This is a genomic window from Streptomyces sindenensis (genome assembly GCF_014649035.1).
In the GTDB taxonomy this organism is placed as follows: domain Bacteria; phylum Actinomycetota; class Actinomycetes; order Streptomycetales; family Streptomycetaceae; genus Streptomyces; species Streptomyces sindenensis.
This window is the reverse complement of sequence record NZ_BMSG01000023.1, coordinates 1-18,972: the sequence shown is the minus strand read 5'-3', so window position 1 is coordinate 18,972 and position 18,972 is coordinate 1. Positions and strand designations below refer to the sequence as shown.

Below are 18,972 nucleotides of genomic sequence, written 5' to 3'. Positions count from 1 at the left end.
GTAGTCATCAGTGGGCAGATTCAGTGAGAGCAACTCTCGGATGAAAGGGTGCTGCCGCAGTCCCAAGGTTCCTCCTAGAGGATCGGAAGCCCTACAGCCGCGCGTGCAGCCACACTCATAATCCATGCCGCGATGACACTTGCCAGCGTACCGGTGAGGAAGTACTTGGAAGCCTGGTTGACGTGATCGACCGGAGCACGCGCCAGCGCTTTGGCCGCCAGCACCAAGGCGGCGGCTTCGGGCTGGCCTGCGGCAAGGAAGATGAACAGCAGCCCACGCTCAAAGAGGCCGATAGCCCGGCCGCCACTTCGAATCAACGCCAGGGCTGCGTCTTTGTTCGGCCCACTGGGCAGCCGGTGGACCTCCTCCACCACAGGGTCGGTTGCCGCCTTGACGAAGGCTCCGCCTCCGAAAACCGCAATAAGCAGGGCGGACAACATCACAGCCAGCGTGTCATTGTGGAGTACCTGATCGAAAAAGGCCGAGGCGGTAGCCCAAGCCGTCCATGTGCCGCCCGACACGCCCAGCAGTACCGCCACGATACCTAATCGCTTGCCGACGCTCAGGCCCGTGGGTAACGGGCTCGTGATCGAGAACCCCAGTGCTGGAGTGGATGAAGACCGGTACAGCAGGATGCAGCCCACGGCCAGCAATGCCGCGCTCACCAGGGCGCTCCACGACCTGACGTCATCGACGTACGGAGCTATCGCATAGGTGCCATACGCGAGCGTCAGCAAAATCGTCAGCCCCGGGCGGGCTGTGAACCACCTTCGCTCCCAGCACACGACTAACGGCGCCGACAGCCCGAAGAAAACCCGAACTGCTTCCAAGTTTCCCCCACGAGCCTGGATACAGGGCGCTTTCGTACGCTCTCCGATCGTAGCCGACGCCGGATACGAGCAGGGGGTTCACTGAGCGCTTTCAGCGTCGCCACTGATCGGGTGACGGGGCTGTGTGGGATCTGAGTGCGCAACGGACAGGGCTCCCGTGCCGTCGAGGGAGGTGCTCTACGTCTCAACTCAGCAACCCAGGAGCCCTGTCGGTTCCGTATCCTGCCGCACTCGACCAGCCTCACGCCCTGGTCGAGCGGGGCACGCTACTCATCGTCACCTGTGAAGGTCACCGCCGGCCGGTGCAACTCCTGCCGTACCAGCGTGCGTTGATCACACTCGTGCACCTGCGCCGCCACGACACCCTCGCCCGTATGGCCGTGGCCTGTATCAGTGCCGACGACTGGATCACCACGCCCGGCGCCGCCCACCGAGCTGCGAAGTCACGACCACCGAGCAGACCGCGAACCGGGCCCTGTCCGCAGCCCGTGCACCCGTCGAACGAGACAAGGCTGAAAACGCTCACTATGAGGCGAACTGCCGCCTGGCCCCGGGGCGACGGGGCTTCAAGGCGAGCTGGCGGGCGACGGACAAGCGCCCTCCCATGCCTGTCCAGGAAGTGAGAGGGCGCTCGTCGGCGATTATGCCGACACTTGCCGTAAGCACCGCGCCAGTTCAGAGCCGGGGGCACGTGGACGGCTGCAGGTCACGGCCACCCAAGCTCAGTTGTGGGCGTGCAGGACCTCGTTCAGGCCGCCCCAGACCGCGTTGTTCGGGCGGGCCTCGACGGTGCCGGTGACCGAGTTGCGGCGGAAGAGGATGTTCGAGGCGCCGGACAGCTCGCGGGCCTTGACGACCTGGCCGTCCGGCAGCGTGACGCGCGTACCGGCGGTGACGTACAGACCGGCCTCGACGACGCACTCGTCGCCGAGCGCGATGCCGACGCCCGCCTCGGCGCCGACCAGGCAGCGCTCGCCGATGATGATGCGCTCCTTGCCGCCGCCGGAGAGGGTGCCCATGGTGGAGGCGCCGCCGCCGATGTCGGAGCCGTCGCCGATGACGACGCCCGCGGAGATCCGGCCCTCGACCATGGAGGTGCCGAGCGTGCCCGCGTTGAAGTTGACGAAGCCCTCGTGCATGACGGTGGTCCCGGCGGCGAGGTGCGCGCCGAGGCGGACGCGGTCCGCGTCGGCGATGCGGACGCCCTGGGGGGCCACGTAGTCGGTCATGCGCGGGAACTTGTCGACCGAGGTGACCTGGAGGTGGAGGCCCTCGGCACGGGCGTTGAGCCGCACGCGCTCCAGGTCGTCGACGGCGACCGGGCCGAGCGAGGTCCAGGCGACGTTGGCGAGCAGCCCGAAGAGGCCGTCGAGGTTCTGGCCGTGCGGCTGGACGAGCCGGTGCGAGAGCAGGTGCAGACGCAGGTAGGCGTCGTGCGCGTCGAGCGGCTTGTCGTCGAGCGAGGAGATGACCGTGGACACGGCGACGACCTCGACGCCGCGCCGGGCGTCCACGCCGATCGCCTTGGCGGCGCCCTCGCCGAGCCGGTTCACGGCCTCGTCCGGGGTGAGCCGCTGCGTACCGGCCGGGCCGGGGTCCGAGGTCAGCTCGGGGGCGGGGAACCAGGTGTCGAGGACGGTGCCGTCACCGGCGACGGTGGCGAGGCCGGCGGCGACGGCGCCGGTGGTACGGGCAGATCCCTGGGAAGTCGTGTCGGTCATGAACAGCAACCTAACCGGCCGGGGCCCGCTCGGGCGAACCGGTCTCGGCCTGCGGCCCCTTTCCCGCCACCCGGGCCCGCTCCGTGGACCCGGGCAGCCGTCGCGCCGCCAGCACCGCCACCCCGGCGGCCGCCGCCAGCAGGGCGCAGAGCGGCCAGAGCAGGCCGGGCGCCGCCGCGTACAGGGCGGCCCCGAGCGGCGGGGCGAGCACCTGTCCGCTGATCGAGGCACCGGCGTACAGGCCTGGAACCGGCCCTGGGCGTGGCCGGGCGCCTGGTCGGCGACGTAGGCGGTGGCGGGGGTCTTGTAGAGGATCTCGCCGAGGGTCAGGGAGAGCATCATGGTGACGGCGAAGAGCACGCCCGCGCCGGGGATCAGGACGGCGTAGCCGAGCCCGACGAGCAGGAGTCCGGCGCCGACGAGGCCGAGCGGGGTGCGGCGGCGCAGGGCGTGGGCGGCGGGCAGTTCGAGGCAGAGGATGACGCCGCCGTTGACGGCGAGCAGCCAGCCGTAGAGCTGGGTGGTGTGCCCGTGGTCGGCGAGGAAGACCGGCAGGGTCGAGTACTGCTGCCGGTAGACGGTGTCGACGACCACGATCGCGGCGAGCAGCACCAGGACGGCGGGCCGGGCCCGCAGTTCGCGCCAGAGGCCCGGCGCGTCCGGGTCGTGGGCGGGGACCGCGTGGGCGCTGCCGCGGGCCGGCAGGATCCGGGCGGCGTAGAGCGCGAAGAGGAGGGTGCCGAGGCCGTCGGCGACGAAGAGCCAGTCGTACGAGAAGCGGGTGGCGACCAGCGCGCCGAGCGGCGGGCCGATGGCGAAGCCGCCGTTGGAGGCGAAGCGGAAGAGGGCGAAGCTCTGGCGGCGGCTTCCGCCCTCAGGTACGGAGACCGCGACGAGTGCGGCGTTGGCGGCGCGGACGACGCCCGCCGCGTACTGGGCGACCGGAAGCACCGCGTACAGGGCGGCGACCGGCAGGACGGGCAGGACGACGAGCGCCGCGCCGCTCACACAGGCGCCGGTCAGCAGGGCACGGCGGTGGCCGAACCGGTCGCCGAACCAGCCGCCGGTGAAGTTCCCCGCGACCAGGCCGATGCCGCCGACGCCGCTGATCACTCCGGCCTGGGTGACGCTCAGGCCGCGCGGCCCCACGAGGTACACGAAGAGATAGACGAAGGTGAAGCTGACGACGGCGTTGAGGAACGCCCCGAGCGTCAGCAGCCGTACCGTCCGCGGCACTCCGCGCACCATGCCCATCCCCCGCCCCCCTCTGGACGACCCGCCGCCCATCAGCGAGTTCCTTATGGGAACTGACTATGGCAGCATGATTCCATCGGGGTCAACCGAAAGGCCCCGGCGGGGTGGGCGGGGCGGACAGCGGCCACAACCGGAGGACGACCATGCCCCAGCGCACCAGCCTTGCCGACGCCGACTGCTCGATCGCCCAGGCGCTCGACGTCGTGGGCGACTGGTGGACGCTGCTGATCGTGCGGGACACCGCGCGCGGGGTGCACCGGTTCGACGCGCTCCAGCGGGAGTTGGGCGTCTCGCGCAAGGTGCTGACCGAACGGCTGCGGCTGCTGGTCGACGCCGGCGTGCTGAACCGGGAGCCGTACCAGGACCGCCCGGTCCGGTACGAGTACCACCTCACCCCGCGCGGCCGGGCCCTGCTGCCCGTGCTGATCGCGCTCCAGGACTGGGGCGACACCTGGGTACTGGGCGAAGGGGAGACGATGGCGACGACGACGGATGCCTCGCAGGAAGCGGCCCGGGTGCGGGCGCTCAAGGGGACGCGGCTGCCGGAGCTGCTGCTGCCGGGGAACGACGGCCGGCTCCGCGACCCGGTCGCCGGCACCCCGTACACCGTCCTGTACTGCTTCCCCAGCGCCTACGCCACCCGCGACGCCTATCCGCCGGGCTGGGCGGGGATCCCGGGGGCCAGCGGCTGCACCCTCGAATCGTGCACGTACCGCGACCAGTTGGCCGAGTTCACGGCGGCGGGCGCGACGGTGCACGGGGTGTCCGTGCAACGCCCGGACGAGCAGCGCGCCTTCGCGGAGAAGGAGGCGCTGCGCTTCCCGCTGCTCTCGGACGCGGACCTGGCCCTGACGGCGGCGCTGCGGCTGCCGACGTTCCGGGCGGCGGGCGTGAGCAGACTCAAGCGGCTGACGCTCGTGGTGGACCGGGAGCGGACGATCCGCGAGGTGCTGTACCCGATCACGGACATCGGGGCGAGCGTGCGGGAGGCGCTGGAGGCGGTACGCCGCGGGGCGGCCTGAGCGGAGGTCACGGCGGGGTCAGACGCCGCCGCCCGCGACGATGCGCTCCAGCATCACGCGGGTGTACGGCGCGTCGAACGTGCCCCCGGTCAGCAGGACCTGGAGGCAGACGCCGTCCATCAGCGCGACGAGGGCCCGCGCGGTCTGCGGATCGGTGCGCCGGGACAGCAGCGCGACGGCCTCCTCGGTCCACTCGGCGGCGACGGGGCGCAGCGCGGGGCGGCGCAGGGCCGCGAGGTACAGCTCGTACTCCAGCTCGATCGCGCCGCGTTCGCCCGCGAACCACCGGTCGAGCAGCCGGGTCAGCTCCTCCGCGAGGCCGGCCCCCGCCGCGCCCTGCCCGGCGCCCTCCTCACCCCGCCCGGCTCCCCCCTCCTCGGCGAAGAGACCGCTGGAGCGCAGCGCCTGGACGAAGTTCTCGTTGCACCGGCGCAGGGCGGCGACGAGGAGTTCGTCGAGCGAGGCGAAGTGGTACGTGGTCGAGCCGAGCGGCACGTCGGCCCGGGCGGCCACGGTGCGATGACTGAGCCCGGCCATGCCGTCGGCCGCGATCACGGCCAGCGCCGCGTCGATGATCCGCGTCCGCCGCTCGGGGTCGTACCGGCGGGCCATCAGTGGGCACCGCCCAGGTTCAGAACGACGACCCCGGCGACGATCAGCGCGATGCCCGCGATCTTGACCAGACTGCTGGACTCTCCGAGGAAGAGGATCCCGATGAGGGCGACGGCCGCGGTGCCGACGCCGGCCCAGATGGCGTACGCGGTGCCCACGGAGAGCGTCTTGAGGGTCTGGGCGAGCAGGGTGAAGGCGATGAGGTAGCCCACCACGGTGCCGATCGAGGGCCAGAGCCGGGTGAAGCCCTCGCTGTACTTCATGGCCGTCGTCCCGGCCACCTCCGCCGCGATGGCACCGGCGAGCAGTCCGTATGCGTATCCCATGTGTACGACTGTACTCAACGTTGCGTACGCCCGTACATATCATCGGCCCGCGCCGGGGGGCGCTACGGTGTGCCGACTGAACGAACGGCCCGGCCGACCGGGCCGACGACTCGACGGAGAAGCAGTGGCGCAGGACGCAGGGTGGGGCGGTGGCCCGTACGGGGGCGCACCTCACGGTGGGGGGCCCTTCCACGGGGGCGCGCAGGGACCGGGCGGCGGCTGGCACGGCGGATGGGCCGCACCGCCCAGACCGGGGGTGATACCCCTGGCGCCGCTGAGGATCTCGGACATGCTCAGCGGCGCCTTCACGACACTCGGGCGGTACTGGAAGCCGCTGATCGGCATGGCTCTGACGCTGTTCGGCGCCGCGACGCTCGTGATGCTCGTCGCGCTGGTGGTGGCCGGCTCCGCCGTCGCGAGCCAGTGGGACGAGCTGACCTCCGACTCCCCGGGGTCTCCGGACGCGGCGCAGCTGATCCCGCTGGGCGTCGCCTTCGGTGTGCTGATGGTCGTCGGCCTCATCGCCTACCTGCTGGCGTCGGCCGTGGTGCAGGCGGCGGTCCCCGTCGTCCTCCAGGAAGCCGTCCTCGGCCGGCCGATCCGCTTCGGGGAGGTCTGGAAGCGGGCGTGGGCGCGGGTCTGGTCGATCATCGGCACGGTGTTCCTGACCGGGCTGATCATGCTCGTCCCGATGGCGCTCTTCCTGGCCGGCTTCGCCGGGCTGATGATCTACACGATCTCGCTGGGGGACGAGCAAGGCGTCGTGCCGCTGATCGTGACCGGCCTCATCGGCGCGCTGCTCATCGGCCCGTTCGCGATCTGGCTCTGGGTGCGGTTCTCCCTGGCCCCGACCGTGGTGGTCTTCGAGGGCCAGCGCCCGGTCGCGGCCCTGCGCCGCTCGGCCCAGCTGGTGCGCGGCACGTGGTGGCGGGTCTTCGGCGTCGGGCTGCTCGCCTACGCGCTCGCGTCCATGATCGGCTACATGATCCAGATGCCGTTCCAGATGGTCGGCATGCTCCCCGGTCTGTTCGAACCCGAGGAGATGGGCACCGACCCGAGCGGCGGGGAGCTCATCGCCCTGTTCGGCGGTCTGATCCTGGTGTCGTTCATCAGCCAGCTGATCGCCCAGTTGTTCACGGCGATCTTCCCGCCGCTGGTGATCGGCCTGCTCTACGTCGACCTCCGCATGCGTACGGAGAACCTGGGCCCGGTCCTGGCCGAGGCGGCGGCCTCGACGCTGCCCGAGCAGTACGGGCCACCGCCGCCCGCCCACGTCTGACGGCCTGCCGCACGGAAACGGCCATGCCCGCCGGTGTTGCCTGGCGGGCATGGCCGTTCAGCGCTCTGCGGAGCGCGGGATCAGACGTTGAACCCCAGCGCGCGGAGCTGCTCGCGTCCGTCGTCGGTGATCTTGTCCGGGCCCCACGGCGGCATCCAGACCCAGTTGATCCGGAGCTCGTTGACGATGCCGTCCGTGGCGGACTTCGCCTGGTCCTCGATGACGTCGGTCAGCGGGCAGGCCGCGGACGTCAGGGTCATGTCGAGGGTGGCGATGTTGGCGTCGTCGACGTGGATGCCGTAGATCAGGCCCAGGTTGACGACGTCGATGCCCAGCTCGGGGTCGACGACGTCGTACAGCGCCTCGCGGACCTCCTCCTCGGAGGCCGGCTTCATGGTCGCGGTCTCGTTGTCGCTCATGCGGTCTTCCCTTCGGACAGCGCCTTGGCCGTCGCGTCCTTCCACGCCATCCAGCTCAGCAGCGCGCACTTGACCCGGGCGGGGTACTTGGAGACGCCGGCGAACGCGACGGCGTCCTCCAGCACCTCCTCCATCGCGTCGTCCGGCTCCAGCTGGCCCTTGGACTGCATCAGCTCCAGGAAGGCGTCCTGGATCTTCTGCGCCTGGGACAGCTCCTTCCCGACGAGCAGATCGTTCAGCACGGAGGCGGAGGCCTGGCTGATGGAGCAGCCCTGGCCCTCGTAGCTCACGTCGGCGATGGTCTCGCCGTCGTACTTCACGCGGAGCGTGATCTCGTCGCCGCACGTCGGGTTGACGTGGTGCACCTCGGCGTCACCGTCCCGCAGGCCACGCCCGTGGGGGTGCTTGTAGTGGTCCAGGATCACTTCCTGGTACATCGAATCAAGCTTCACCAGACAACCCTCAGCCGAAGAAGTTCCGGACGTGCTCCAGACCGTCCACCAGGGCGTCGACCTCGGCGGGCGTGGAGTACAGATAGAACGACGCTCGCGTCGTCGCAGGAATTCCGTACCGCAGGCAGACCGGGCGGGCGCAGTGGTGGCCGACCCGGACGGCGACGCCCTGCTCGTCGAGGACCTGGCCCACATCGTGCGGGTGGATGTCGCCGAGCGTGAAGGAGATCGCCGCACCGCGGTCCTCCGCCGTGGTCGGACCGATGATCCGCAGGTCGGGGACGTCCAGCAGGCGCTTCAGCGCGTACTCGGTGATCGCCTTCTCGTGGTTGTGGATCTTCTCCATGCCGATCGAGGTGAGGTAGTCCACGGCCGCGCCGAGGCCGACGGCCTGGGCGATCGGGGGCGTACCGGCCTCGAACTTGTGCGGAGCGGGGGCGTACGTCGACGAGTGCATCGACACGGTCTCGATCATCTCGCCGCCGCCGAGGAACGGAGGCAGGTCCTCCAGGAGCTCCTGCCGTCCCCACAGCACGCCGATACCCGTCGGGCCGACCATCTTGTGGCCGGTGAAGGCCACGAAGTCCGCCTGGAGCGCCTGTACGTCCAGCACCATGTGCGGCGCCGCCTGCGAGGCGTCGATGCAGACCAGCGCGCCGACCTGCTGGGCGCGGCGGATGATCCGCTCGACCGGGTTGACCGTGCCCAGGATGTTGGAGACCAGCGTGAAGGAGACGATCTTCGTCTTCTCGGTGATGATCTCGTCGATGTTCGACAGGTCGAGCCGGCCGTCGTCGGTGATGCCGAACCACTTCAGCTTCGCGCCGGTGCGCTGCGCGAGCAGCTGCCACGGCACGATGTTGGAGTGGTGCTCCATCTCCGTGGTGACGATCTCCGTGTCGCGGTCCACCCGATAGGGCTCGTCCGCCCAGCCGAGCATGTTCGCCACGAGGTTCAGCGACTCCGAGGCGTTCTTCGTGAAGATCACCTCGTCACGGCTGGGTGCGTTGATGAAGGCGGCGACCTTGTCGCGGGCGCCCTCGTACAGCGCGGTGGCCTCCTCGGCGATCGTGTAGACGCCGCGGTGCACGTTCGCGTTGTGGCGCTCGTAGTACGTGTTGAGCGCGTCGAGGACCTGGCGCGGCTTCTGGGAGGTCGCCGCGGAGTCCAGGTAAACGACCTTCTTGCCGTCGTGGACCGTGCGGTCCAGGAGCGGGAAGTCCTTGCGGATCGCCTCGGTGTCGAGGAGGCCGGAGAGCCCCTGTCGGGCGTCAGTCACGCGGAAGCGCCACCCTTCGTGTAGGCCTCGTAGCCCTCGTTCTCCAGCTGGTCGGCCAGCTCGGCACCGCCGGAGGCCGCGATCCGGCCGTTGGCGAAGACGTGCACGAAGTCGGGCTGGATGTACTTGAGGATGCGGGTGTAGTGGGTGATCAGCAGGGTGCCGACCTCGCCGGTCGCGCGGACCCGGTTGACGCCCTCGGAGACGGTCTTGAGCGCGTCGACGTCCAGGCCGGAGTCGGTCTCGTCCAGGACGGCGATCTTCGGCTTGAGGAGCTCCAGCTGAAGGATCTCGTGGCGCTTCTTCTCACCGCCGGAGAAGCCCTCGTTGACGTTGCGCTCGGCGAAGGCCGGGTCCATCTGGAGCTCGGCCATCGTCTCCTTGACCTCCTTGACCCACGTCCGCAGCTTGGGGGCCTCGCCGCGGATGGCGGTGGCGGAGGTGCGCAGGAAGTTGGAGACCGAGACGCCGGGGATCTCGACCGGGTACTGCATGGCGAGGAACAGGCCGGCGCGGGCCCGCTCGTCGACGGACATCTCCAGGACGTCCTCGCCGTCCAGGGTGACCGAACCGCCGGTGATCGTGTACTTGGGGTGACCCGCGAGCGAGTACGCGAGGGTGGACTTGCCGGACCCGTTGGGGCCCATGATGGCGTGGGTCTCGCCCTGCTTCACGGTCAGGTCGACGCCCTTGAGGATCTCCTTCGTGGCGTTGTCGGCCTCGACGGTGACGTGCAGGTCGCGGATTTCAAGCGTTGCCATGGGTGACTCAGGACTCCTGGGTGACGGAGACGAGCACATCGTCCCCTTCGATCTTTACGGGGTATACGGGGACGGGGCGCGTCGCGGGAAGGCCGGACGGCTTGCCGGTGCGGAGGTCGAACGCGGATCCGTGCAGCCAGCACTCGATCGCGCAGTCCTCCACCTCGCCCTCCGAGAGGGAGACGTTCGCGTGCGAGCAGATGTCGTTGATCGCGAACACCTCGCCCTCGGTGCGGACGACGGAGACGGGTGTGCCGTCGAGCTCCACCCGCTTGGGGGTGTCGTCCTCCAGCTCACTCAGCGCACAGGCCTTGACGAAGGACATCAGACGGACGCCTTCAGCTCGGCCTCGATCTTCTCGATGAGCCGCTCCTCGACGTCCGGCAGACCGATCTGCTGGACCAGCTCGGCGAAGAAGCCGCGCACGACCAGGCGGCGGGCCTCCTCCGCCGGGATACCGCGGGACTGGAGGTAGAAGAGCTGCTCGTCGTCGAAGCGGCCGGTCGCCGAGGCGTGGCCCGCTCCGAGGATCTCGCCGGTCTCGATCTCCAGGTTGGGCACGGAGTCGACCCGGGCACCGTCGGTGAGGACGAGGTTCCGGTTCATCTCGTAGGTGTCGGTGCCCTCGGCCGCGGCCTGGATGAGGACGTCGCCGATCCAGACGGCGTGCGCGCCGTCGCCCTGGAGGGCGCCCTTGTACACCGCGTTGGACTTGCAGTGCGGGGTGTTGTGGTCGACCAGGAGGCGGTGCTCCTGGTGCTGGCCCTTGTCGGTGAAGTACAGACCGAAGAGCTCCGCCTCGCCGCCGGTGGCCGCGTAGGCGACCCGGGGGTGCAGGCGGACGACATCGCCGCCGAAGGTGACGACGATCGACTTGAAGGAGGCGTCCCGGCCGACCAGCGCGTTGTGCTGGCCGACGTGGACGGCCGTGTCGTCCCAGTCCTGGACGGAGACGACGGTCAGCTTGGCGCCGTCGCCCAGGACGTAGTCGACGTTGGCGGCGAGCACCGCGTCGCCGGTGTGGTCGATGACGACGACGGCCTCGGCGAAGGCGCCCAGCTCGATGAGCTGGTGGCCGAAGGCGGTGCCGCCCTCGCCGTGCACGGCGATCCGGATCGGCTCGGTGAGCACGGCTTCCTTGGCGACCGTGACGACCGAGGCCTGCTCGAAGGAGCTGTAGGCCTGGGCGGCGACCCGGTCGACGGGGGTGCCGGCCTTGCCGAGCCGGGAGTCGTCCCGGCCGACGGTCTCGACGGTGACACCCTCGGGGGCCTCGATGGCGACCTTCACGCCGCTGCCGGTGGCGACCGCGGTGCCGTCGTGCAGTCCGCGCAGGCGCTCCAGCGGCGTGAAGCGCCACTCCTCCTCGCGGCCGTGCGGGACGGGGAAGTCCGCGACGTCGAAGGACGGGGGCGCGCTCATGCGCGTGGCGACGGTCGACTCGGCGGCGACCGCGATGGAGCCGGCGGTGGTGGAGCCCACCGGAGTGTTCTGAGCCTCAGCCATGGCTGTCGTAGTGCTCGCTTTCTCAGTCAAGAAGGGGGGTGGTTCGGTGGGGCGGGGACGGCCGCGCACGGCCGTCCCGGTGGTCCTCGGGTGCGGACCTAGCCGACCGAACCCTCCATCTGCAGCTCGATCAGCCGGTTGAGCTCCAGGGCGTACTCCATGGGCAGCTCCTTGGCGATCGGCTCGACGAAGCCGCGCACGATCATCGCCATGGCCTCGAACTCGGTGAGACCACGGCTCATGAGGTAGAAGAGCTGGTCCTCGGAGACCTTGGAGACGGTCGCCTCGTGGCCCATCGACACGTCGTCCTCGCGGACGTCGACGTAGGGGTAGGTGTCCGAGCGGGAGACCGTGTCGACCAGCAGAGCGTCGCAGAGGACGTTGGACTTCGCGCCCGGCGCGCCCTCGCCGATCTCGATCAGTCCGCGGTAGGACGTGCGGCCGCCGCCTCGCGCCACCGACTTGGAGACGATGTTCGAGGAGGTGTTCGGGGCCATGTGGACCATCTTGGCGCCGGCGTCCTGGTGCTGGCCCTCGCCCGCGAAGGCGATGGACAGGGTCTCGCCCTTGGCGTGCTCGCCCATCAGGTAGACGGCCGGGTACTTCATGGTGACCTTGGAGCCGATGTTGCCGTCGACCCACTCCATGGTCGCGCCCTCGTAGGCCACGGCCCGCTTGGTGACCAGGTTGTAGACGTTGTTCGACCAGTTCTGGATGGTCGTGTAGCGGCAGCGGCCGCCCTTCTTCACGATGATCTCGACCACGGCGCTGTGCAGCGAGTCCGAGGAGTAGATCGGGGCGGTGCAGCCCTCGACGTAGTGGACGTAGGCGTCCTCGTCGACGATGATCAGCGTCCGCTCGAACTGGCCCATGTTCTCCGTGTTGATACGGAAGTAGGCCTGGAGCGGGATGTCCACGTGGACGCCCTTGGGCACGTAGATGAACGAGCCGCCGGACCACACGGCCGTGTTCAGCGAGGCGAACTTGTTGTCGCCGACCGGGATGACGGTGCCGAAGTACTCCTTGAAGAGCTCCGGGTGCTCCTTCAGCGCGGTGTCGGTGTCCAGGAAGATGACGCCCTGCTCCTCCAGGTCCTCGCGGATCTGGTGGTAGACGACCTCGGACTCGTACTGCGCGGCGACACCGGCGACGAGGCGCTGCTTCTCCGCCTCGGGGATGCCGAGCTTGTCGTACGTGTTCTTGATGTCCTCGGGCAGGTCCTCCCAGGAGGCGGCCTGCTTCTCCGTGGAGCGCACGAAGTACTTGATGTTGTCGAAGTCGATGCCCGACAGGTCCGAGCCCCAGCTGGGCATGGGCTTCTTGTCGAAGAGCTTGAGGCCCTTGAGCCGCAGCTTCAGCATCCACTCGGGCTCGTTCTTCTTCTCCGAGATGTCGCGGACGACAGCCTCGGAGAGACCGCGCTTCGCCGCCGCGCCTGCCGCGTCGGAGTCGGCCCAGCCGAATTCGTACGTACCCAGACCCTCGAGCTCAGGGTGGGCAGTCTCCGTGGGGAGCGTCATGCGGGGTTCCTCCCGGCCGTGCTTGCAGATGCTGAATGGGTGGTCTGTGGGGGTGCTGCGTGGCCACTTCGCGGCACATACGTCGTGCACACGCCGTCGCCGTGGGCGAGGGTGGCCAGCCGCTGCACATGGGTCCCGAGGAGGCTGGAGAAGAATTCCGTCTCCGCCTCGCACAGCTGTGGGAACTGCTCGGCGACATGCGCCACCGGGCAGTGGTGCTGACACAGCTGTTCGCCCTGCTGCGGGCCCGGCGCGCTTCGCGCCGTAGCAGCGTACCCGTCGGCGGACAGGGCCCTGGCCAGGGCCTCGGTGCGCCTCGCGGGCTCCGCGGCCTCGACCGCGGCGCGGTACGCCTCGCCCATCGCGGCCATCCGGGCGCGGGCGAAGGCGATGACCGCCTCGTCCCCGCCGGATTCGGCGATGAAGCGCAGGGCGTCGGCGGCCAGCTTGTCGTAGGACTGGTCGAAGGCGTCCCTGCCGCAGTCCGTCAGGGCGAACACCTTGGCGGGCCTGCCGCGGGTCCGCGCCCCGTACACCCGCTGTTCACGGGCTTCGACGACATCGTCGGAGACGAGGGCGTCCAGGTGGCGGCGGACGGCGGCCTGGGTGAGACCGAGCCGCTTGGCGAGGTCCGCGACGGTGGAGGGACCGTGGTCCAGGATGGAGCGCGCGACCCGGTTGCGCGTCGAGCGCTCACCGGTCGCGAGTTCCTCCTGAGGAGCCCGTCCGTCGTATTTCACAACACCATTGTTGCGTAATTCATTCGACCCTGACAACCACGGTCCGAAACGATCTACGGTGTGGTTCGTCACTTAGGGTTACCTAATCTGGCCCCGGGGGCGGGCCTCCTCCGGACCCTGCCTAGACTTCCCTGCCATGGAGAACGAGCCCGTCGTACAGGTCACCGGCCTGGTGAAGCGGTACGGCGCGAAGACCGCGGTGAACGGCCTCGATCTGGTCGTCGCGGCCGGCGCGGTGACGGCCGTCCTCGGCCCGAACGGCGCCGGGAAGACCACCACCATCGAGACCTGCGAGGGCTACCGCCGCCCCGACGCGGGCACCGTACGGGTCCTCGGCCTCGACCCGGTCGCCGACGCGGAGCGGCTGCGTCCGCGGGTCGGGGTGATGCTCCAGTCCGGCGGCGTGTACTCCGGCGCCCGCGCCGACGAGATGCTCCGCCACATGGCCAAGCTGCACGCCCACCCCCTCGACGTGGACACGCTGATCGAGCGTCTCGGCCTGGGGGACTGCGGCCGCACCGCCTACCGGCGGCTCTCCGGCGGCCAGCAGCAGCGCCTCTCGCTGGCCATGGCGGTCGTCGGCCGGCCCGAGCTGGTCTTCCTGGACGAGCCGACCGCCGGGCTCGACCCGCAGGCCCGCCGGTCCACCTGGGACCTGGTCCGCGAGCTGCACGCCGACGGCGTGTCCGTGGTGCTGACCACCCACTTCATGGACGAGGCCGAAACGCTCGCCGACGACGTCGCGATCATCGACGCGGGCCGGGTCGTCGCCCAGGGCAGCCCGGAGCGGCTCTGCCGGGGCGGCGCGGAGAACACCCTGCGCTTCACCGGCCGGCCGGGGCTCGACCTCGGCTCCCTCCTCAAGGCGCTGCCCGACGGCTGCGGGGCGGCCGAGCCGCTGCCGGGGACGTACCGGATCACCGGGAGCGTCGACCCGCAGCTGCTGGCCACCGTGACCTCCTGGTGCGCGCAGCACGGCGTGATGCCCGAGGGCATCTCGGTCGAGCGGCACACCCTGGAGGACGTCTTCCTCGAACTGACCGGCAAGCAACTGACCGGCAAGGAGCTGCGCGCATGAGCGCCGGTACGTACACCCCGCGCCCCGGCGCCGCCCCGCTCCCCCGGATGATCGCCGCGCAGACCGCGCTGGAGACCCGGATGCTGCTGCGCAACGGCGAGCAGCTGCTGCTGACGGTGATCATCCCGACGCTGCTGCTGGTGCTGTTCAGCGCGGTCGACATCGTCGACACGGGCTCGGGCGCGTCGGTCGACTTCCTGGCCCCGGGCATCCTGGCCCTCGCCGTGATGTCCACCGCCTTCACCGGCCAGGCCATCGCCACCGGCTTCGAGCGCCGTTACGGGGTCCTCAAGCGGCTCGGGGCCTCCCCGCTGCCCCGCTGGGCTCTGATGACCGCGAAGACGCTGTCGGTGCTCGTCACCGAGGTGCTCCAGATCGTGCTGCTGACGGCGATCGCCTTCGCGCTCGGCTGGTCGCCCGGGGGCAACCCGCTCTCGGTGCTGCTGCTCCTGGTCCTGGGAACCGCCGCGTTCTCCGGGCTCGGGCTGCTGATGGCGGGGACGCTGAAGGCGGAGGCGACGCTCGCCGCCGCCAATCTGGTCTTCCTGCTGCTGCTGGTCGGCGGCGGGGTCATCGTGCCGCTGGAGAAGTTCCCGGACGCGGTGCAGTCGGTGCTGGGGCTGCTGCCCGTCTCGGCACTCTCGGAAGGGTTGCGGGACGTCCTCCAGCACGGCGCGTCGATGCCGTGGGCCCAGGCCGGGATCCTCGCGGTGTGGGCGGTGCTGGGGCTCGGCGCGGCCGCGAAGTTCTTCCGCTGGGAGTAGGGCTGCAACGGGGATCTTCCCGGGCAAGCAAGCACGTACCACCCCCTCGTGAAAACGCGCACAAGCCCCGTCCTACGATGGTCCGCGTGGAAACCCCCATCTCCCTCATCGCCAAGCGCTGGACGCCGTCCACCAAGGTGGTGAAGCGCGCCGCGCTCTCCGCCGTCGTGATGAGCGTCTTCATCATCGTCACCGGCGGGGCCGTCCGGCTCACCGGTTCGGGCCTCGGCTGCGACACCTGGCCCAAGTGCACCGACGACAGCCTGTTCGCGACGCCCGAGCAGGGGTTGCACGGCGCGATCGAGTTCGGCAACCGGATGCTGACCTATGTGCTGTCGGCCGCGGTCGGCTGGGCGATCATCGCCGTCAGCTCGATGAAGCCACGCCGCCGCAAGCTGACCCGGCTGGCCTGGTCGCAGTTCTGGATCGTGCTGGGCAACGCCGTGCTCGGCGGCATCACGGTCTGGGCGGGACTCAACCCGTGGACGGTGGCCGGGCACTTCCTGCTGGCCAACACGCTCCTGGCGATCGCCGTGATCACCTGGGTACGGATCGGCGAGGGCGACGGTCCGCCGCGGCCCCGGGCCCCGCTGCCGGTGCGCCGGCTGGCGTGGGCGATCGTGGCGACGACGGTGGTACTGATCGTGCTGGGCACCTCGGTGACCGGCTCCGGCAAGCACGCCGGCGACAGCAGCGACGTGCCGCGCATGCCGTGGGACTGGTCGGCCGCCGCCCATGTCCACGCCATCGCCGCCTGGGTGGTCTGCGCCCTGGCCATCGCGATGTGGCTGGCCCTGCGGGTGGTCGACGCGCCCGCCGACACCCGGGCCCGCGCCCGTGACCTGCTGCTCGTGCTGCTCGCCCAGGGCGCGATCGGGTACGTGCAGTACTTCAGCGACGTCCCCGAGATCCTGGTCGGCGTCCACATGTTCGGCTCGGCCATCCTGTTGATCGCCGTGGTACGGCTCGTCCTGAGCATGCGCGAGCGCGGCGACGACGCGACCGCCCCGCTGCCCGGCCCGTCCGCCGAGCGGCCTCGGACGGCACCGGCGACGGCCGTCTGAACAGACACACACGTACGGCCTGAGCAGACACATACGTACAGCGGGTGAGGGGCGGCGGGCCGGGGGCTGCCGCCCCTCACCCGTGCTCCGGGGCCGAGGGCCTGCCGCCCTCTTCGCGCCTCACTCCAGCCCGTACACCCGGCGCGCGTTGCCCGACCCGATCATCGTGGCGACCCGGGCCGCGTCCGGCCGCCGCCCACACCCGGACCGGGCCCGGTGGCCCGCAGCAGGCGGCGAAGAGGTCTCGGCGACGCCCGGCTCGCGCCGCCTGGCCGGATGGCGGGTGGGCGGGCAGTGGGCTTCGAGGCCGAGCAGCGGCGGGCATCAGCGGCGCACGGCGAAGCCGGTCCGGGTGCCGAAGAAGGTGGTGCCGGGGGCGGCCGGGGCGCGGGCGGCACCGAGCCGGGCCTCGAAGGTGCCGAGGCCCAGCTCGGTGCGGAGCACGCCGTGGCCGTTCTGGTCGACCGGATCGGCCACGGGCACGGTGTCGGTCATCCGGGGCTCCCTGGGACGGCGTGGGTACGCACGGCCCAACGGGTGAGCCCCGGGTCAGGCGTGGCCCGACGGGGCACCCGCCGGGAGCGGAAGCCGGATCAGCGGTCGTTGGAGGGGCCGCCGACCTGGATCCCGGCCATCCGGGACCATTCGTACGGGCCGGTGCGGACCTTGAGTGCGAACTCCCCGTCGAACTCGTCGTGCATCGTGATGCCGGACTTCGCGGTCGCGCTCTCGGCCACCGCGTAGGTCGGGGCCACCAGGTCGCCCCAGGCGCCGTCCTGGCCGACCAGGACGATGCGGGCGCCCGCCTGGCCGATGTAGGCGAGCTGTCCCTCCGCTCCGCCGTGCTCCTTGGCGAAGGCACCGATCTCGCGGGCGAGCTTCGCCGCCCTGCGCGCGTCGCGCGCCGCCTTCCTGGCGTCCGTCCGTGAGGTCTGCTCGGTGTCCGCTGCGTCTGCTGCCGTCTCTGCCATGGACAGGATGCTACCGACGGGTAGACGAACTGGCGACGGGCGGGTCACGTGGCTTGTGCCACGCGACCCGCCCGTACGCCGGAAGCGGGGGTGTCAGCGGAGGAAGGGGTCCACCGCGACGGCGAGGAAGAGGAGCGAGACGTAGGTGATGGACCAGTGGAAGAGCCGCATCTCCTTGAGCTTGGCCCCGGTCACCCCGGCCTTGGCACGGTTCTGCAGGCCATGGGCCTCCCAGAGCCAGGCGCCGCCGGCCAGCAGCGCCACCGCGGTGTAGAACCAGCCGGTGTAGCCCAGCGGGGTCAGCAGCAGCGAGACCGCGACCATCACCCAGCTGTAGAGGACGATCTGCTTGGCGACCACCCGGTTGGTGGCGACGACCGGCAGCATCGGGACGCCGACCCGGGCGTAGTCGTCCTTGACCTTCATCGACAGCGGCCAGTAGTGCGGCGGCGTCCAGAAGAAGATGACGGCGAAGAGGATGACGGCGGCCCAGGAGACCGTGTTCGTCACGGCCGACCAGCCGATGAGGACCGGCATGCAGCCCGCGATACCGCCCCAGACGATGTTCTGCGAGGTGCGGCGCTTCAGCAGCATCGTGTAGATGACGACGTAGAAGAGCAGCGCGCCGAGCGCGAGGGCGGCCGAGAGCCAGTTGACGAGCAGTCCGAACCAGAGCGTGGAGAACACCGCGAGGCCGATGCCGAAGGCCAGGCATTCGCGGGGGCTGACCATGCCCGTGACCAGCGGGCGCTGGGACGTACGGTCCATCAGCGCGTCGATGTCCCGGTCGATGTACATGTTGAGCGCGTTGGCGCCGCCCGCGGAGAGGTATCCCCCGATGGTGGTCGTGAGAACGAGCCACAGATCGGGTACGCCCTGGGCAGCCAGGAACATCACCGGAACGGTGGTGATGAGCAGCAGCTCGATGATCCGTGGCTTGGTAAGCGCCACGAATGCCTTGACGCGGGCCCCGAACGGGCGATGGCCCCCTGGGCTGGGAGTCAAGGCGACCCCTGCGGGTCGGGACTCGACGGCCGTCACGCACACCCCTGACAGAGAAATCCCAGCAAGCTCCGGACCGAGAGGCCCTTGTGAAGACTTGCGCGAACTCGACCACTCTAGACGTTGGGGATACACCGCCCTTCGCGGGGGTGGGGTCGTGTTGAGGGTGACTGTTCGCCGGATGTGCATTCCGCCGGGAGGCGAACTCCACAGGTCGCCCACACCCTGGAAAGTGCACGGAAAGCGTGTCCGGCAACGGGGGTAGGCTCGACAACGCCCGGTGCGGCAACAGTCACCGGTTTACAACAGTGGAGAGGAGCCCTGACTCAGGGTGAGCATCAAGCCGACCACCACAGACCTCCAGTGGACCGA

General features: G+C 70.2%; 19 protein-coding genes and 3 pseudogenes. 6 read left to right on the top strand and 16 right to left on the bottom strand.

Annotation, left to right across the window (positions count from 1 at the left end; genetic code table 11):
• Positions 1-74: 74 nt before the first annotated feature.
• Positions 75-665, bottom strand: coding sequence for a hypothetical protein (locus IE145_RS23005; RefSeq protein ID WP_189527349.1), 591 nt, complete (start codon positions 663-665; stop codon positions 75-77).
• 371 nt (positions 666-1,036) lie between these two features.
• Here IE145_RS23005 and IE145_RS23000 point away from each other — a divergent pair.
• Positions 1,037-1,210, top strand: a pseudogene (locus IE145_RS23000) (IS5/IS1182 family transposase); the annotation flags it as partial.
• A 342-nt stretch (positions 1,211-1,552) separates the two neighbouring features.
• Here the strand turns inward: IE145_RS23000 and dapD are convergent.
• Positions 1,553-2,551 (bottom strand): 2,3,4,5-tetrahydropyridine-2,6-dicarboxylate N-succinyltransferase, encoded by a 999-nt coding sequence (gene dapD, locus IE145_RS22995; protein ID WP_189527348.1) that lies wholly within the window; start codon positions 2,549-2,551, stop codon positions 1,553-1,555.
• A gap of 10 nt (positions 2,552-2,561) precedes the next feature.
• A pseudogene (locus IE145_RS22990) lies at positions 2,562-3,805 on the bottom strand (MFS transporter).
• Positions 3,806-3,948: 143 nt separating this feature from the next.
• Here IE145_RS22990 and IE145_RS22985 point away from each other — a divergent pair.
• Positions 3,949-4,827: a winged helix-turn-helix transcriptional regulator gene (locus tag IE145_RS22985; protein WP_189527347.1), complete on the top strand. Its 879-nt coding sequence runs from the start codon at positions 3,949-3,951 to the stop codon at positions 4,825-4,827.
• A gap of 18 nt (positions 4,828-4,845) precedes the next feature.
• Here IE145_RS22985 and IE145_RS22980 read toward each other — a convergent pair whose 3' ends face one another.
• The gene (locus tag IE145_RS22980) at positions 4,846-5,439 is read right to left on the bottom strand and encodes a TetR/AcrR family transcriptional regulator (RefSeq protein ID WP_189527346.1); all 594 of its coding nucleotides are present in this window, start codon (positions 5,437-5,439) and stop codon (positions 4,846-4,848) included.
• On the bottom strand, positions 5,439-5,765 hold the full coding sequence (locus IE145_RS22975) for a DMT family transporter (protein WP_006123656.1): 327 nt from the start codon (positions 5,763-5,765) through the stop codon (positions 5,439-5,441). The genes IE145_RS22980 and IE145_RS22975 overlap by 1 nt, the downstream gene beginning before the upstream one ends.
• 289 nt (positions 5,766-6,054) lie before the next feature.
• On the opposite strand from IE145_RS22975, the gene IE145_RS22970 reads away from it, so the two are divergent.
• Positions 6,055-7,044 carry a DUF7847 domain-containing protein gene (locus tag IE145_RS22970; protein WP_189527345.1) on the top strand — a complete coding sequence of 330 codons (990 nt, stop codon included), beginning with the start codon at positions 6,055-6,057 and terminating at the stop codon, positions 7,042-7,044.
• A gap of 80 nt (positions 7,045-7,124) precedes the next feature.
• On the opposite strand, the gene IE145_RS22965 is transcribed toward IE145_RS22970, so the two are convergent.
• The 8 genes from IE145_RS22965 to IE145_RS22930 form a co-directional block, all read right to left on the bottom strand.
• Positions 7,125-7,463 carry a metal-sulfur cluster assembly factor gene (locus tag IE145_RS22965; protein ID WP_003969897.1) on the bottom strand — a complete coding sequence of 113 codons (339 nt, stop codon included), beginning with the start codon at positions 7,461-7,463 and terminating at the stop codon, positions 7,125-7,127.
• Entirely contained in the window at positions 7,460-7,915 is a 456-nt protein-coding gene (gene sufU / locus IE145_RS22960) for a Fe-S cluster assembly sulfur transfer protein SufU (RefSeq protein ID WP_280929087.1), read from the bottom strand. Before sufU ends, IE145_RS22965 begins: the two co-directional genes overlap by 4 nt.
• 10 nt (positions 7,916-7,925) lie before the next feature.
• On the bottom strand, positions 7,926-9,194 hold the full coding sequence (locus tag IE145_RS22955) for a cysteine desulfurase (RefSeq protein WP_189527343.1): 1,269 nt from the start codon (positions 9,192-9,194) through the stop codon (positions 7,926-7,928).
• Positions 9,191-9,955 (bottom strand): Fe-S cluster assembly ATPase SufC, encoded by a 765-nt coding sequence (gene sufC, locus IE145_RS22950; protein ID WP_006123660.1) that lies wholly within the window; start codon positions 9,953-9,955, stop codon positions 9,191-9,193. Before sufC ends, IE145_RS22955 begins: the two co-directional genes overlap by 4 nt.
• Before the next feature lie 7 nt (positions 9,956-9,962).
• Entirely contained in the window at positions 9,963-10,280 is a 318-nt protein-coding gene (locus tag IE145_RS22945) for a bifunctional 3-phenylpropionate/cinnamic acid dioxygenase ferredoxin subunit (RefSeq protein ID WP_010061308.1), read from the bottom strand.
• Positions 10,280-11,461: a Fe-S cluster assembly protein SufD gene (gene sufD / locus IE145_RS22940; protein WP_189527342.1), complete on the bottom strand. Its 1,182-nt coding sequence runs from the start codon at positions 11,459-11,461 to the stop codon at positions 10,280-10,282. Before sufD ends, IE145_RS22945 begins: the two co-directional genes overlap by 1 nt.
• Positions 11,462-11,559: 98 nt before the next feature.
• On the bottom strand, positions 11,560-12,981 hold the full coding sequence (sufB, locus tag IE145_RS22935; protein WP_189527341.1) for a Fe-S cluster assembly protein SufB: 1,422 nt from the start codon (positions 12,979-12,981) through the stop codon (positions 11,560-11,562).
• Positions 12,978-13,721 carry a helix-turn-helix transcriptional regulator gene (locus IE145_RS22930; RefSeq protein WP_189527340.1) on the bottom strand — a complete coding sequence of 248 codons (744 nt, stop codon included), beginning with the start codon at positions 13,719-13,721 and terminating at the stop codon, positions 12,978-12,980. Before IE145_RS22930 ends, sufB begins: the two co-directional genes overlap by 4 nt.
• A gap of 136 nt (positions 13,722-13,857) precedes the next feature.
• Between IE145_RS22930 and IE145_RS22925 the strand changes: the two genes are divergently transcribed.
• The 3 genes from IE145_RS22925 (at position 13,858) to IE145_RS22915 (ending at position 16,627) form a co-directional block, all read left to right on the top strand.
• Positions 13,858-14,799 carry an ABC transporter ATP-binding protein gene (locus tag IE145_RS22925; protein ID WP_189527339.1) on the top strand — a complete coding sequence of 314 codons (942 nt, stop codon included), beginning with the start codon at positions 13,858-13,860 and terminating at the stop codon, positions 14,797-14,799.
• The gene (locus IE145_RS22920; RefSeq protein ID WP_189527338.1) at positions 14,796-15,563 is read left to right on the top strand and encodes an ABC transporter permease; all 768 of its coding nucleotides are present in this window, start codon (positions 14,796-14,798) and stop codon (positions 15,561-15,563) included. The genes IE145_RS22925 and IE145_RS22920 overlap by 4 nt, the downstream gene beginning before the upstream one ends.
• A gap of 77 nt (positions 15,564-15,640) precedes the next feature.
• Positions 15,641-16,627, top strand: a complete 987-nt coding sequence (locus tag IE145_RS22915) for a COX15/CtaA family protein (protein ID WP_189527337.1) — start codon at positions 15,641-15,643, stop codon at positions 16,625-16,627.
• A 212-nt stretch (positions 16,628-16,839) separates the two neighbouring features.
• Here the strand turns inward: IE145_RS22915 and IE145_RS22910 are convergent.
• From IE145_RS22910 to IE145_RS22900, 3 genes and pseudogenes are all read right to left on the bottom strand, one after another.
• Positions 16,840-17,122, bottom strand: a pseudogene (locus IE145_RS22910) (amidohydrolase); the annotation flags it as partial.
• A 98-nt stretch (positions 17,123-17,220) separates the two neighbouring features.
• Positions 17,221-17,598: a hypothetical protein gene (locus tag IE145_RS22905; RefSeq protein ID WP_189527336.1), complete on the bottom strand. Its 378-nt coding sequence runs from the start codon at positions 17,596-17,598 to the stop codon at positions 17,221-17,223.
• 93 nt (positions 17,599-17,691) lie between these two features.
• Positions 17,692-18,645: a heme o synthase gene (locus IE145_RS22900; RefSeq protein WP_189527335.1), complete on the bottom strand. Its 954-nt coding sequence runs from the start codon at positions 18,643-18,645 to the stop codon at positions 17,692-17,694.
• Positions 18,646-18,972 lie beyond the last annotated feature (327 nt).

Excerpts from the sequence above, each read along its gene's own strand:
- IE145_RS22920 (WP_189527338.1), top strand. The coding sequence starts at position 14,796 with ATGAGCGCCGGTACGTACACCCCGCGCCCCGGCGCCGCCCCGCTCCCC.
- sufB (WP_189527341.1), bottom strand. The coding sequence starts at position 12,981 with ATGACGCTCCCCACGGAGACTGCCCACCCTGAGCTCGAGGGTCTGGGT.
- IE145_RS22915 (WP_189527337.1), top strand. The coding sequence starts at position 15,641 with ATGGTCCGCGTGGAAACCCCCATCTCCCTCATCGCCAAGCGCTGGACG.
- sufC (WP_006123660.1), bottom strand. The coding sequence starts at position 9,955 with ATGGCAACGCTTGAAATCCGCGACCTGCACGTCACCGTCGAGGCCGAC.
- sufD (WP_189527342.1), bottom strand. The coding sequence starts at position 11,461 with ATGGCTGAGGCTCAGAACACTCCGGTGGGCTCCACCACCGCCGGCTCC.
- IE145_RS22925 (WP_189527339.1), top strand. The coding sequence starts at position 13,858 with ATGGAGAACGAGCCCGTCGTACAGGTCACCGGCCTGGTGAAGCGGTAC.
- dapD (WP_189527348.1), bottom strand. The coding sequence starts at position 2,551 with ATGACCGACACGACTTCCCAGGGATCTGCCCGTACCACCGGCGCCGTC.
- IE145_RS22980 (WP_189527346.1), bottom strand. The coding sequence starts at position 5,439 with ATGGCCCGCCGGTACGACCCCGAGCGGCGGACGCGGATCATCGACGCG.
- IE145_RS22905 (WP_189527336.1), bottom strand. The coding sequence starts at position 17,598 with ATGGCAGAGACGGCAGCAGACGCAGCGGACACCGAGCAGACCTCACGG.
- IE145_RS22975 (WP_006123656.1), bottom strand. The coding sequence starts at position 5,765 with ATGGGATACGCATACGGACTGCTCGCCGGTGCCATCGCGGCGGAGGTG.
- IE145_RS22970 (WP_189527345.1), top strand. The coding sequence starts at position 6,055 with ATGCTCAGCGGCGCCTTCACGACACTCGGGCGGTACTGGAAGCCGCTG.
- IE145_RS22965 (WP_003969897.1), bottom strand. The coding sequence starts at position 7,463 with ATGAGCGACAACGAGACCGCGACCATGAAGCCGGCCTCCGAGGAGGAG.
- IE145_RS22945 (WP_010061308.1), bottom strand. The coding sequence starts at position 10,280 with ATGTCCTTCGTCAAGGCCTGTGCGCTGAGTGAGCTGGAGGACGACACC.
- IE145_RS22985 (WP_189527347.1), top strand. The coding sequence starts at position 3,949 with ATGCCCCAGCGCACCAGCCTTGCCGACGCCGACTGCTCGATCGCCCAG.